The sequence below is a fragment of the Bacteroides sp. AF39-16AC genome, assembly GCF_003602735.1.
Classification (GTDB): Bacteria; Bacteroidota; Bacteroidia; order Bacteroidales; family Bacteroidaceae; genus Bacteroides; species Bacteroides uniformis.
The window spans coordinates 225066-238605 of the sequence record NZ_QTLN01000004.1; the positions used below are offsets into that span (position 1 = coordinate 225066).

Annotated in this window: 11 protein-coding genes and 3 tRNA genes; 8 read left to right on the forward strand and 6 right to left on the reverse strand. The window is 46.2% G+C overall.

Annotation, left to right across the window (positions count from 1 at the left end; translation table 11 throughout):
• Positions 1 to 7 precede the first annotated feature (7 nt).
• The 6 genes from DW039_RS06235 to DW039_RS06260 form a co-directional block, all read right to left on the reverse strand.
• Complete coding sequence (locus tag DW039_RS06235) at positions 8 to 2401, reverse strand: polysaccharide biosynthesis tyrosine autokinase (RefSeq protein WP_057256078.1); 2394 nt, start codon at positions 2399 to 2401, stop codon at positions 8 to 10.
• Between the two features lie 16 nt (positions 2402 to 2417).
• Entirely contained in the window at positions 2418 to 3245 is an 828-nt protein-coding gene (locus DW039_RS06240; protein ID WP_120381815.1) for a polysaccharide biosynthesis/export family protein, read from the reverse strand.
• A 38-nt stretch (positions 3246 to 3283) separates the two neighbouring features.
• Complete coding sequence (locus tag DW039_RS06245; protein ID WP_005828031.1) at positions 3284 to 4687, reverse strand: undecaprenyl-phosphate glucose phosphotransferase; 1404 nt, start codon at positions 4685 to 4687, stop codon at positions 3284 to 3286.
• A gap of 503 nt (positions 4688 to 5190) precedes the next feature.
• A complete protein-coding gene (locus DW039_RS06250) occupies positions 5191 to 6117 on the reverse strand; it encodes a site-specific integrase (RefSeq protein ID WP_034525571.1) in 927 nt (308 codons plus the stop codon).
• Positions 6118 to 6261: 144 nt separating this feature from the next.
• Complete coding sequence (locus DW039_RS06255) at positions 6262 to 6846, reverse strand: Crp/Fnr family transcriptional regulator (protein ID WP_120381816.1); 585 nt, start codon at positions 6844 to 6846, stop codon at positions 6262 to 6264.
• An 87-nt stretch (positions 6847 to 6933) separates the two neighbouring features.
• On the reverse strand, positions 6934 to 8283 hold the full coding sequence (locus tag DW039_RS06260) for an MATE family efflux transporter (protein WP_057256076.1): 1350 nt from the start codon (positions 8281 to 8283) through the stop codon (positions 6934 to 6936).
• A 228-nt stretch (positions 8284 to 8511) separates the two neighbouring features.
• Between DW039_RS06260 and DW039_RS06265 the strand changes: the two genes are divergently transcribed.
• The 8 genes from DW039_RS06265 to DW039_RS06300 all read left to right on the forward strand — a co-directional run bounded on the left by DW039_RS06265 (position 8512) and on the right by DW039_RS06300 (position 13486).
• Positions 8512 to 8601 (forward strand) — tRNA-Ser (locus DW039_RS06265).
• Positions 8602 to 8604: 3 nt separating this feature from the next.
• Positions 8605 to 8677, forward strand: a tRNA-Lys gene (locus DW039_RS06270).
• A 15-nt stretch (positions 8678 to 8692) separates the two neighbouring features.
• A tRNA-Glu gene (locus tag DW039_RS06275) sits at positions 8693 to 8764 on the forward strand.
• A 99-nt stretch (positions 8765 to 8863) separates the two neighbouring features.
• Positions 8864 to 9277, forward strand: a complete 414-nt coding sequence (locus DW039_RS06280) for a hypothetical protein (RefSeq protein ID WP_005828038.1) — start codon at positions 8864 to 8866, stop codon at positions 9275 to 9277.
• A gap of 95 nt (positions 9278 to 9372) precedes the next feature.
• Positions 9373 to 10020: a DedA family protein gene (locus DW039_RS06285; RefSeq protein ID WP_016273484.1), complete on the forward strand. Its 648-nt coding sequence runs from the start codon at positions 9373 to 9375 to the stop codon at positions 10018 to 10020.
• 28 nt (positions 10021 to 10048) lie between these two features.
• The gene (locus DW039_RS06290; RefSeq protein WP_005828040.1) at positions 10049 to 10696 is read left to right on the forward strand and encodes a DUF47 domain-containing protein; all 648 of its coding nucleotides are present in this window, start codon (positions 10049 to 10051) and stop codon (positions 10694 to 10696) included.
• 12 nt (positions 10697 to 10708) lie between these two features.
• Entirely contained in the window at positions 10709 to 11722 is a 1014-nt protein-coding gene (locus DW039_RS06295) for an inorganic phosphate transporter (RefSeq protein WP_005828041.1), read from the forward strand.
• 93 nt (positions 11723 to 11815) lie between these two features.
• Positions 11816 to 13486 carry a putative transporter gene (locus tag DW039_RS06300; RefSeq protein WP_005828042.1) on the forward strand — a complete coding sequence of 557 codons (1671 nt, stop codon included), beginning with the start codon at positions 11816 to 11818 and terminating at the stop codon, positions 13484 to 13486.
• The last annotated feature ends 54 nt before the right edge of the window (positions 13487 to 13540 follow it).

Consider the following 13540-nt stretch of genomic DNA (forward strand, 5'->3'; position numbering starts at 1 on the left):
CGCTAACTCAACTGTATCCGTATTTCTTACCGTAGCCGTAATACTTTCCGTATTTACCATAGCCGTAGTAATAACCGTATTTTTTCTTCTTCATATCGATTCCGTTGACTACTGTGCATAAGTTGGGGAGACGATGATGCTCCTGAAGCTCGTTGATGAGCTGGTAATCGGTCTTATGCGTATAATCTGCACGACAGACGTAGATGCTGGCGTCCGCTACGCGCGAAAGGATGAGCGTGTCGGTCACCATGCCGATAGGGGCTGTATCCAGTACGATATAGTCATATTCTTTGCGTAATGTACTGATGGTGTCTTCCAGTGACTGGCGTGCCAGTAGTTCCGTAGGATTGGGTGGGATGGGACCGCCCAATAGCAGGTCGAGGTTGGAAGTTATGCCGGAAGGCTGTATCAGCGCATGAAGGTCTGTGGATTTGGGGGCGACAAGGTATTGGGTGATTCCTTTTTCTTTGTGTGAAAGATGGAACAACTTGTTCAATCCCGGTTTGCGTATATCCAATCCTACCAGAATGACCTTTTTGCCGAGCAGCGCCAGACTGAGGGCGAGGTTGGAAGCTATGAAAGTCTTGCCTTCACCGCTTATGGTGGAGGTAACCAGGACGACTTTCTTATCCGGATCGCCCATCATGAAGAGCAGGTTGGTGCGCAGGCTGCGGAAGGTTTCCGTCATGATGTCGTTGTCGTTTTCGCGTACGGCAATGGCAGACTCTTCATGCTTGTTTGAACCGGTAAGGGGGATGTCACCGATAATGGGAACCTTTGTGAGCTTTTCCACATCGGTATGCCCTTCAATGCGGAAACGGAGCAGGTTCAATAGGAAAATGATGCCCAAGGGAATGCCGATGCCGATGACAAAGGTAATCATATAGATTTTTTTGCCTTGGGGAGAAACGATGCCGGCAGGCATGGGTTCTTCGATAATGCGTCCATTGTTAGCGGTTGCAGCCAGTGTGATGGCGTTTTCCTCGCGTTTCTGCAGCAGCATGATGTAGAGGGTGGCCTTGATTTCCTGCTGGCGTGCGATACTCATGAACTCCTGCTCCTGCTTGGGGGCGTTGCTGATGCGGCTTTCGTACTTGCGCGACTGTCGGTCGATGTTGCTCCGGGTGATTTGCAGGCCTTTCAAAACACTGTTTACGGTGGTTTTCACATTGTGGCGCATGGCCTCGATCCCCGTGTTCAGATTGATGATGGCGGGATTGCTTTCGGAGGAGGTACGTAGCAGGCGCTTACGCTCCACGATGAGATTGTTGTACTTGTCTATGGCGGAGGTCAGGTTCATGTCGCTCAGTCCTACGTTGGCAGGGATGATCTCGTCGTTGTTTGCAGGATTGTTGATGTAGTCGCGCAGATAGTTCACGAGGTTGATTTGGGTGGCGTTCTCTGCATATTGCTGTTCATACTTGGAACTTTCCTGAAGGGCAAGCTGCGCGTCGCTGCTGATGTCGGTCAGTCCGGCGCGTTGCTTGAATTCCGCCAGTTCGGTTTCTGTGGTGCCCAGTTCGTGGTTGATGATGCTGATACGTTCCTCGATGAAGTCGGCGCTTTTCTGGGCCACTTCATTCTTTTCGGTGTTGGTGTCCTGATTATAGAGTATTATCAGTTCTTGGGTGAAATCGGAGGCTCGTTGTATATGGGTGTTTTGTACACTGATGGTGGCAATGGTACTGGTATTGGATATAGGGGCTACGGTCAGACCTGCCCTATAGCCTGCTGCTGCGGCAGTGGGGGTACTGATGATAGCCTTCAGATTGACGGGCTCTTGCGGAGCAGGCGATGAATCATTGTGCGAAATGGTGATGACACCTACCGGGAGTGGTAGAATGGCAGGTAGTTCGTCGAAAGATTTGGTCGTTTCTTGCTTGTCTCCGTTTTGTATATAAAAGGCTGTGACAATCAGTTGGCCGGTAGGGGAGTATATCAGTTCCAGCCGAATGTTCCCTTCCAGTTTGTCAGCTTCCTCGGCGGTCATGAACACATCAAGAGGGGAGTTTTTGTAAAGTGGAACATCGTAGCCGAAAGATTGTTCGATGGCGATGTTAGTATAAAGGTTCAGACGTGACACGACTTTCTTGATGAGTGTCCTTGATTTCAGAATTTCCAGCTCATTGTCAAAGTTGCTGGTCATGGAAAGCATACCAAAATCCTGCATGGCAGACAGTGCATTGTTGGTACTTTTCTTGTCGTCTTCTTTAATTAGGATAGAAGATGACACTTCGTAGACGGGTATTTGGTAACGGAGATAAGCAAAGGCCAGGCCAGTGCATATCAATACGCTTGCCACAAACCAGGGCCAATGAATGATGTATTTGAAAAAGAGGGCTTGGAAATCTGTTTTTTCCTCTTTTTCGTTTAAAAGGTCATCGTATAAATCTTCTTTCATTTTTTGAGGATTAAAATTATCTTACAATGTTGACAATCAGACTTGCGAGTGAAACAAGGGAAGTAATCACAGAAACCCAGATAGTGGTACTGTTACTGACGCTTGCACTCTTTGCCTTGGTTTTATTTGGAGCTATATAAAGGATATCATTCTGCTGCATGTAGTAGTAGGGAGAATGAAGAATATTCTGCTCGTTCAAGTTTAGGCTGATGACATTTCGCTGGCCGTTACAGTCTTCGCGGATGAGCTTGACGTTGTTTCGTATACCGTAAATGGTCATGTCGCCTGCCATGGCAAGCGCCTCGAAAATATTCACTTTCTCATTATTGATAGTGAAAGTTCCGGGACTGTTCACTTCACCGAGGACAGAAATTTTGTAGTTGGACATACGTACAGTGACAATAGGTATTTCTTTGAGATAAGGACGAAGCTGTTCACGGATAAGGTTCTCGGCTGCATTTTTAGTTAAGCCGCCTACTTGCAGTCTGCCTATCACGGGGAAGTCTATCTCACCTGCATTGTCTACGAGATATTGTTGCAGAGCTGGTTGCGATGTAGTGCTGGCATTGGATTGTGCTATGTTATTATAGGTCTGCATGGGCAGGTTGAACGGTGCGGCAGCTTGCGGATCAGTGGTGTTTATGGTGATATTCAGCAAGTCTTTAGGTTGGATACGCGCATCGTAGAGGGTATCCTGCTGGTTGACTTCATTGATGACGATTTCCTTATAACTCTTATCTGTAAGTGATTCGTAACTTTGTAGATAAGGTACTTTTTTGTAAGATTGGCAGCTTGCCAATGTAATTGCCGCCATCAAGATGGCTATACTTTTCTTGTTTTTCATTACTGCTCCTTTTAATTTTTGATTTTCAATTTTAATTCTCAATACGCTTCTTTCTCGCCTTGAATGGCGTTTCTGATTGTCTTGTATATAATGTATAAATCCAATAGAAAAGTCCAGTGTTCCAGATACCATACATCGCGCTGTACACGTCCTTCCATTTGCCAGAGTTCTTTGGTCTCACCACGGTAGCCGGTGACTTGGGCCCAACCGGTGATGCCGGGCTTTACCAGATGTCTGACCATATATTTGTCGATAAGGCGTGAATATTCTTCAGTGTGTTTCAGCATATGGGGGCGTGGCCCTACAACGGACATTTGCCCTAGTAACACATTGATAAATTGGGGAAGTTCGTCAATGCTGGCTTTACGGATGAAATCTCCGATTTTTGTTTTGCGCGGGTCATTGGCGGTGGCTTGTAGTTCGTCACTGTCTATGTTGACACGCATCGAACGGAATTTGTAACACCAGAATTCATTTCCATTCTCTCCGCTTCGTTTTTGTTTGAAGAAGATAGGACCGGGGGAGGATAGCTTGATAGCGGTACCTATGATGATGTAGACGAAGGGGAATACTGTACACAGAAAAACGAGGGAGAAAAAGAGGTCGAAGGCTCTTTTCAGCAGGCGATTTTCCATTTGTGCCAAAGGTTCCTCGCGGATAGTGAGTACGGGGATATTGCCAAACATCTCGAAGTGCATGCGACGATGCAGGTAATTGCGAATATTAGGTACACTATAGAAACGAATCAAGTGATTTTCGCAATAATTGATGATTGGAAGTATTTCATGGCTACGTGCAGAAGGCAAGCAGCAATAGACTTGTTCTATATGGTGTTGCTGTAAATAAGTGACAACTTCTTTAGGCTGCCCTAAATAGGGGACATCTTCGGGAAAATCATCAGAAGGTACATCACAGAAATAGCCGGTAATGCGGAAGCCCGTGGTGGGATCTCCGGTCATTTCTTGATAGAGTTCTGTCATGTTTTTGTTACTGCCGATTAAAATGACGGTACGTGAGTTACCTCCATGTTCTCGATATTTTTTCAGTAAATACCGGAAAAGAAGACGATATATAGCGAGGCAGATAAAGAAAATACTATAAAAGCATGTAAAAAAACGGAGTGAACTGGTACCGATATCTGCTAAAGTAGCCAAGCTGATGAACAGCGTGGCGTGAAAAGTTGTATTACGGAGAGCCCGACGTACAATGCGTTCCGGACGTACAATACGTTCATGCAGTACGACGCCATTGGAGTAATTGCAAAGTAGATAGACTAGATTCAATAATACCAATAGCTGGGACAATGAATGTGTAAATTCATTGCCCAGTGTTTGGTAGTCAAAAATGTGATATAGCGAGATGAAAATGATGTTCAGTAAGCATAAGTCACCAAAGATAATGACGAACTTAATCACTTTATTGAAATGGAGAACTTGTTTCATAATTCACACTAATTCAATAGCTTTTTTCTTTCTCAATGGTATTGAAAGAGAAAAAACTGTTCATTCTTGTTTGTTTAATAATTCTCTTACTTACAAGGTAAGAGGTGGTATTTTATTTGGAGAATAATCTTATAAACCAGCCATTAAAAGGTATTTTACATTAAAAGACTATATATGTAATTAAAATGTAAAACGATATTTTATCTCATAATTAAATTTAATTTTTGAATTCAAAATGGGGGCGTTTATGTAAATATATAAGACTGAAATACAAGTGGCTGCAATGTGTCTTATATCTATATATGAGATAAATATGAATTAAAAAATAAATCTATTTTTTTGCGATTGTAGTAATCTTTTTCATATCTTTGCAGCCACAAAACATATTCTCTTACCTTGTAAGTAAGAGAGTATTGGTATCCATTACCTTGTAAGTAAGAGAATAAAATTGGATAATAAAAGTACTCCTATACAAATAGGAATACTTTTACAAATTCTAGTTTTTAGGGCTTTTTCTTTTTGTTTGGATGGATTGTTGCAATCACTTTTTTATTTGCTTTACTCATCGCATTGTTGTCAAAAGAAGCAAGGTAAACGTGAGTTACCTTTTCAGAAGTATGTCCTAAGCTTTCACTAATCACAGAAATGGCCACTCCTTCGTCTTTGGCAGTGGTGGCCCAGCTATGGCGGGCTACATAAGATGTTAATGGAATGCTTAACCGTAACATCTTCGAAAGTGTGTGTAAATGTTGGTTGTAGAGCCGTAAAGCACTTTTGTATTGTCTGTAACCATCTTCCCCGGTCAGTGATAATATCGGTAGCAAATAGGGGGAAGAGGCGGCTTCGTTCTTATACCTATTTATAATCTGTGCGGCATACGACTCTATATGTACGGACAATTGCTGACGGGTCTTATGACGGTAATAATAAATGGTATTGTGCTTGACATCCGTTTTGCGGAGATGTACAAGGTCTACGAACGGAATGCCTCGTAAGTAAAAACTTAACAGAAACATGTCGCGGCTGAAACGCAAGGCGGGTTTCTTCTCCAAATCAAGATTTACCAAGCGCCGGATTAGTAAAGGAGAGATGGCCCGTTTGGCGGTAGGCTCATAACCGGTGAATACATAGGCGAACAAATCGTCTATACTGTGTGTGAATGGAATGCCTTGTTCGGCAGCTTGGTGAGAGATGGAACGGAGCATACGCATATAGGTGGATATGGTATTATGGCGCCGTCCTTCACCGAGCAGCCGGTCTTCGTATTGCTTGATGAGGCTGGGGGTAAGCTCTGCAAAAGTGATGGAACGGTGGCCGACGAAGCGGAAAAAGCTGTTCACTGTACTGGTATATATACCGGATGTACTGTATCGTCCGGCTTGTTTTGTCCGCTGTATCAGGGAAGCGGAAAAATTATGTATAGTATTCATAATCTGAATTTTAATATTTTAAATACATATAAAACAACCTTGAGCATGAAATGATTGTATGGCAATCAATGCACGCTTAGGGGAGAAATGGTAAAATTTCTATATAAATTCAGATATGTATTCTCCGGGCAGACAGGAGGAGGGTTACAGTATGCCCGAACGTACCCGACTCAGTGTTTCGGGGGTCATCAGCAGATAGGACGCAATGTGCGACAAAGGAGCCCGCTTGATGACTTCGGGCTGATGTTCCATGAGCTGGTTATAGCGCTCGCGTGCAGTCTCAAACCGCCAGGAGTCAGCCTTTATCTGTGAAACAATCAGGGAATATTCCAGAATCTTCCGATAGAGCATGTTTATTTCCCATGAGATTTCGGTAAGTGTCAGCAGCTTGTTGTATGGCAGCAGGTATACGACACTCGGTTCGAGTGCCTCAATCATGAGGTGGGTGGGTTCCTGCTTCAAGGTACTTTCTATGCAGATGATGATGCAGCCTTCATAGGAAAAGTGTTCGGTGACGTCTTTACCGTTTTTATAATAGAATTGGCGCAACATGCCTTTTCCTACAAATACGATATTATGGCTTATCTGCCCTTCATTGAGTAATAATGCGCCCTTTTCTACTTCCTTGCGAATGAGGATTTCCTCTATCAACCTTCTTCCCTCGGGAGCCATGCCTGGATAGCGGGAGTTGATAGCGGCATCTACGGTTTCTTTCAATAGTGCATCCATAAGACCATGATTTATTTGTTCAGTAAGCAAGACCGGTAAAGTTCGGTCCGCTTCTGCTTTCGGGGAGCAAAGATAGGACTTTTGGAATTAAAAACAATTCCGGATGAAGCTTTTGTTTACCCATTTCATGCCATACCAGCGGCGGACGAAAATGAAGCCGCGGATATTCTCGTCCAACAGGAAGGCTACCCACATGCCGCAGATACCCCAGCCGAAGGGAAAGCCGAAAAGGTATCCCACACCTACAGCTACACTCCACTGCACCACCAACCCTACGTAGAAGGGGTAGTTGACATCTCCTGCCGCACGAAGGGCGTTGGTGGCGAAGATGTTGATGGGGCGGCCTATTTCGAGGAGTACATCTATGATAAGGATGGTGGCACCCATACGTATGATGTCGGGGTTGGACGTGAGCCAGCCAAAGATGGCATGCCCCGAAAGGGCGAGGATGCAGGACAGCATGACGGTAATCATGACGGATTTCTTCATGACGTATTTTCCCATAAGGAAGGCTGCGTGAGGTTTCTTCTCGCCTATCAGATGCCCGATACAGATGGCGCCGCCTTGTGCCATGGAGATGCTGAACAGATAAGCGAACATGATGATGTTGACACAATAGGTACGGGTGGCGAGCGCTTCCACTCCCAGCATGTTGATGAAGTAGGTGATGACGACTTGCGACGAGCTGTACGACAATTGTTCGCCGGCAGAGGGCAGGCCTACCTTCATCAGGTTCTTTAGTTCTATCCACGGAAAAGGGCGGAAGTATGCCGGTGGGAAACGGTGGATGTGCTTGCGGAACAGTATGACGAACAGTATAATCATGGAGACACCCCGGCTGAAGGCTGTGGAGATGGCGGCGCCTTCCACGCCCAGTTCCGGAAAGCCGAAGCGGCCGAAGATGAGGGAGTAGTTGCCGATGATATTGAGGATATTGACTACGACGGTGACCATCATCGGGTAGATGGCCTTGTTGGCACTGCGCAGGGAGGCGGAGAGGGTGAGGGATAGTGCCTGGAAGAAGGCGAAAGCGCCTACGATACGCATATAGTCCATGCCGTCCTGCATCAGTTCAGCGGTGAGCCCCATCAGCCGGAGGATGGGATGGACGCAGGAGAACAGTACCAGGCTGACCGTGATACCTACCGCCAGGTTGACGAGGATGGATACGCCGACTACTTGCACTACTTTCTTGTGTAGTTTCGCACCGAGATACTGGGAACACAGAACGGACGTTCCGAGGTTGATGACTTCGAAAACGAGGAAAGTGAGCATGATAATTTGGTTGACTACCCCTACGGCGGCAACACTGTTGTCCGAGTGGCGGCTCAGCATGATGGTGTCCACCGCACCGAGCATCATGATGAGAAGTGTCTCTATAAAAATGGGGGCGGCCAGCTTGGCAAGCCGCTTTTTTAGGCTTTCTTGTTGTATCATTGTCCGTGTATGTGCACTATACTTTAAAAATCGCGCAAAGATAAGGAAAGGTTGAAAAGGACGGTTTGATATGTATCAAATTTTTTTTCTTGTTTTAGGGTTTGAGTGTTAACGTGTTATCTCAAATTGTATGAAAACGGTGAAAAAAATATGTAGGAAAGATTTGCACAGTCCAAAAGTTTGCCCTACATTTGCACCGCATTTGAAAAGAATGCTGGTTATAAAAAAGGAAGTTTGGGTGAGTGGCTGAAACCACCAGTTTGCTAAACTGACGTACGGGTAACCGTACCGGGGGTTCGAATCCCCCAGCTTCCGCCAGATGCACTCTTAGCTCAGTTGGTAGAGCAACTGACTCTTAATCAGTGGGTCCAGGGTTCGAATCCCTGAGGGTGTACAAGACAAATGCGAGGGTGGGTTCATCTAACGGTTAGGATACATGCCTCTCACGCATGGTATACGAGTTCGATTCTCGTACCCACTACAAAAACAAGAAAGCGGTTGACTGATGAAACGGTTAACCGCTTTTTGTTTTTCATTTTTCTGTTGTAATCCGAAAATAGTTTCTATATTTGCACCCGCTATGGCGAAATGTATATTCTATATCTTGTTAGGGTTGTTCCTCATATCGAAGTTCACTTCCGTTTCTGATGATATGGAGGGATGTAAGACACTCCCTACTGCGGATGTGCATTATTTCTCCGGAGCCCAGCACAGCTTGTCGGGGGCAGATGGCAGACAATGCCAGGAAAAAGGGGAGGACGCGAATTATAATTGCCTGGCAGATGCCGGTTGCATAGGAAATACCTTCTCATTACGGCATGCCTCTTGCTCGAAATTGTTGAGGCTTAATCCGGACTTCATTGCCGCCAAGGTTGCGAGAACCCTGAAAACTCTGCTCCCGGAAGAAAAGACAACTTCTTTCCCCTTTACTTTCCATCCCCATAAGATTTCATATAGATATTATGTATATACGCTGAGGCGTATTCTTATTTAGTACTTTCCCTTCCTCTCTTTCGGGAGCCAGAGAGATTGCCCGTCTCCCCATGCCGAGTTTTTCTCTATTTTTTAAGTACTGATAATCAATATATAATGGATTTTCTATTAGATTTTATTCTCCATATCGATCAGTATATGATTGATATAGTGCAGGAATATCATATGTGGGCGTATGCCATATTGTTTCTGATTATTTTCTGCGAAACGGGGCTGGTGGTCACACCTTTCCTGCCGGGCGATTCCCTGCTTTTTGTGGCGGGAGCTATTGCCGCACTGCCCGACATGCCTCTCGAGGTCAATGTGCTGGCTTTGATATTGTTTGTTGCCGCGGTATTAGGCGACTCTTGCAACTACATGATAGGGCATTTCTTCGGGCGAAGGCTCTTCAATAATCCCGATTCCAGAATATTCAAGCAAAGCCATCTCGACAAGACCCATGAGTTCTATAAGAAGTATGGAGGCAAGACAATTATCATAGCTCGTTTTGTGCCTATCGTCCGTACGTTTGCGCCATTCGTGGCGGGGATGGGTAAGATGCATTACTATTACTTCATGCTGTACAACCTGATTGGGGGCGCCTGCTGGATTGCCATCTTCTGTTATGCGGGTTATTTCTTCGGTGACCTTCCGTTTGTACAAGAGAACCTCAAACTGCTGATTGTGGCCATTATTGTGGTTTCCATACTGCCGGCCGTGGTAGAAGTGCTGCGTGCAAGACTGAAACAACGAAAACAAAAATAAATTAATATACTTAGTACATTTATCCATTATGAAGAATTCTTTTTTTAGCCGGTTCACACCGAAAGAACCGAAATTCTTTCCTTTGCTGAAGCAATTGTCTGAGATTTTATTGTCCTCGTCGGCTTTGTTGATAGAAATATTGGGCCATGACTCGCCTGAGAAGAGGGCGGAAGATTATAAACGAATCAAAGATTTGGAGCGCGAGGGCGATAAGCTGACCAATCTGATTCTGGATGAACTGGGCACTACTTTCATTACTCCTTTTGACCGGGAGGATATCCATGACCTGGCTTCGGGCATGGATGATGTGATTGATGGAATAAACAGCTGTGCCAAGCGTATCACTATCTATAATCCGCATCCTATTTCGGACAAGGGGAAAGAGCTGGGACATATGGTTCAACAAGAAGCGGCCCTCATCGGCCAGGCCATGGATGAACTGGAGGCATTCCGCAAGAGTCCGGATAAGCTGCGCGCATATTGCAACCAGCTGCATGACATAGAAAACCGGGCAGATGATATTTATGAATTTTTCATCACCAGGCTTTTTGAAGAAGAGAAGGACTGCATTGAACTCATCAAAATCAAGGAGATTATGTATGAGTTGGAAAAAACGACGGACGCAGCCGAACACGTGGGCAAGATTTTGAGGAGCCTGATTGTGAAATACGCATAAACGAACGGACGCATGGAACTATTAGTGATTATCATTGTACTGGCTCTGATATTCGATTATATCAACGGTTTTCATGATGCGGCCAATTCTATTGCCACCATTGTGTCTACCAAAGTGCTTACACCGTTTCAGGCGGTGATATGGGCGGCTTTCTTCAATTTTGTGGCCTTTTTCATCGCCAAGTGTGTCATCGGCGGTTTCGGCATTGCCAACACCGTATCGAAAACGGTGATGGAGCCTTACATTACTTTGCCTATCATTCTGGCCGGCGTGATTGCGGCTATTGCCTGGAATCTGTTCACTTGGTGGAAGGGAATCCCTTCCTCTTCTTCGCACACGCTTATCGGAGGTTTTGCCGGAGCTGCCATCATGGCACACGGTTTTGAGGCCATCCAGTTGAGTATCATTCTGAAGATTGCGGCATTCATTTTTCTGGCTCCCTTGATTGGTATGGTGGTGGCATTTGGTTTTACGTTGTTGGTCTTGTACATTTGCCGCAGGGCGCATCCCCATACGGCCGAGGTGTGGTTCAAGAAACTGCAGCTGGTGTCTTCGGCTTTGTTCAGCATCGGGCACGGTCTGAATGATTCACAGAAGGTAATGGGTATCATTGCTGCGGCTATGATAGCCGGACATTCGGAAGGACTGGGAATGGGGATAAACAGTATTGATGACCTGCCGGACTGGGTGGCATTCTCTTGTTTTACGGCCATTTCACTCGGTACCATGTCCGGCGGGTGGAAGATTGTGAAGACCATGGGGACTAAGATTACGAAGGTGACGCCACTGGAAGGGGTGATTGCGGAAACTGCCGGTGCGTTTACGCTTTATTTGACGGAGTATCTGAAGATTCCGGTAAGTACGACACACACCATTACGGGAGCTATTATCGGAGTAGGGGCCACGAAGCGGCTTTCGGCTGTGCGTTGGGGAGTTACGAAGAGTCTGATGACCGCTTGGGTGCTGACTATCCCCGTCAGTGCTTTGCTGGCAGCAGGGATTTATTGTATCGTATCCCTTTTTTAGAAGTGCTGCCGCATAAAAAATAGACGGGTTCGTTTTATTTTGCATGAGGTTTGCACTATCTTTGCAGCCTGAAACTGTAAAATAGAATGCACATTGGACTGGCTATATAGTTTATTCGTCGAGCACTCCGCCTTGCAGGCGGTTGTGGTACTCTCACTGATTTCTGCTATCGGATTGGGATTGGGGAAGATACATGTTTGCGGCATTTCATTGGGAGTGACGTTTGTATTCTTTGCCGGCATCATTGCCGGGCATTTCGGGTTGTCCATAGACCCGCAGATGCTGAATTATGCGGAAAGCTTCGGGCTGGTGATATTTGTGTATGCTTTGGGTTTGCAGGTGGGACCGGGTTTTTTCAGCTCTTTCCGTAAAGGAGGGGTACAACTGAATATGCTCGCCACGGGTGTAGTGCTTATCGGCACCCTGCTGACTGTACTGGGCAGCTATGGGTTGGGAGTATCCCTGCCGGATATGGTGGGCATACTTTGCGGTGCCACGACAAACACACCGGCACTCGGTGCGGCACAGCAGACATTGAAACAGATGGGATTGGAGTCCAGTACCCCTGCTTTGGGGTGTGCGGTGGCATATCCGCTGGGGGTGGTAGGGGTCATTCTGGCCGTACTGTTCATCCGTAAGACGCTGGCGCATAAGGAAGACCTGGAATTGAAAGAGAAGGATGACGTGAACAAGCCTTACATTGTTGCGTTCCAGGTGCACAATCCTGCCATCTTCAACAAGAGTATCAAGGAAATAGGCGGGCTGAACAGCTATCCGAAGTTCGTGATTTCCCGCTTGTGGCGGGATGGGAATGTGAGTATTCCTACCTCGGAAAAGATTATAAAGGAAGGTGACCGCCTGCTGGTGATTACCTCGGAGAAAAATACGCCGGCTCTGACCGTGCTTTTCGGCGAGCAGGAGCATACCGACTGGAACAAGGAAGATATAGACTGGAATGCCATAGACAGCCAGCTGATTTCGCAACGTATCGTGGTGACGCGCCCGGAGTTGAACGGCAAGAAGCTGGGTTCTCTCCATCTGCGTAATCATTACGGTATCAATATCAGCCGGGTTTATCGTAGCGGCGTGCAGCTGCTGGCCACAGCGGAACTGACCTTGCAATTGGGTGACCGCCTGACCGTAGTGGGCGAAGCCGCTGCTATACAAAATGTGGAGAAGGTGCTGGGCAATGCTGTGAAAAGCCTGAAGGAACCGAACTTGGTGGCGGTATTTATCGGCATTGTCATCGGTCTGGCTTTGGGAGCAATTCCTATTTCCATTCCCGGTATCAGCGCTCCCGTGCGGCTCGGATTGGCAGGAGGCCCTATCATCGTAGGTATTCTTATCGGGACATTCGGTCCGAGGATGCACATGGTGACTTATACTACGCGCAGTGCGAACCTGATGCTCCGTGCATTGGGATTGTCTCTTTACCTGGCTTGCCTGGGACTGGATGCAGGTGCCCATTTCTTCGATACGGTATTCCGGCCGGAAGGGCTGTTATGGATTGCTACGGGTTTTGCGTTGACTGTGGTTCCGGTATTGATTATGGGTATCGTTACCTTCAAGTGGCTGAAGATAGATTTCGGAACAATGGCGGGTATGCTGTGCGGAAGCATGGCAAACCCCATGGCGCTGAACTACGCCAACGACACCATTCCGGGAGACAATCCGTCTGTAGCTTATGCTACGGTTTATCCGCTGTGCATGTTTCTACGGGTAATCATAGCCCAAGTGCTGCTCATGTTCTTCATTAATGGATAATGAAGAATGAGGGATATTATCAACTGTCAATTATCAACTATCAATTAAATAACT

Bases quoted from the DNA above. Each gene is read 5' to 3' on its own strand.
- DW039_RS06290 (WP_005828040.1), top strand. From the start codon at position 10,049: ATGAAGAATTCTTTTTTTAGCCGGTTCACACCGAAAGAACCGAAATTC.
- DW039_RS06250 (WP_034525571.1), bottom strand. From the start codon at position 6,117: ATGAATACTATACATAATTTTTCCGCTTCCCTGATACAGCGGACAAAA.
- DW039_RS06240 (WP_120381815.1), bottom strand. From the start codon at position 3,245: ATGAAAAACAAGAAAAGTATAGCCATCTTGATGGCGGCAATTACATTG.
- DW039_RS06255 (WP_120381816.1), bottom strand. From the start codon at position 6,846: ATGGATGCACTATTGAAAGAAACCGTAGATGCCGCTATCAACTCCCGC.
- DW039_RS06245 (WP_005828031.1), bottom strand. From the start codon at position 4,687: ATGAAACAAGTTCTCCATTTCAATAAAGTGATTAAGTTCGTCATTATC.
- DW039_RS06295 (WP_005828041.1), top strand. From the start codon at position 10,709: ATGGAACTATTAGTGATTATCATTGTACTGGCTCTGATATTCGATTAT.
- DW039_RS06285 (WP_016273484.1), top strand. From the start codon at position 9,373: ATGGATTTTCTATTAGATTTTATTCTCCATATCGATCAGTATATGATT.
- DW039_RS06235 (WP_057256078.1), bottom strand. From the start codon at position 2,401: ATGAAAGAAGATTTATACGATGACCTTTTAAACGAAAAAGAGGAAAAA.
- DW039_RS06280 (WP_005828038.1), top strand. From the start codon at position 8,864: ATGGCGAAATGTATATTCTATATCTTGTTAGGGTTGTTCCTCATATCG.
- DW039_RS06260 (WP_057256076.1), bottom strand. From the start codon at position 8,283: ATGATACAACAAGAAAGCCTAAAAAAGCGGCTTGCCAAGCTGGCCGCC.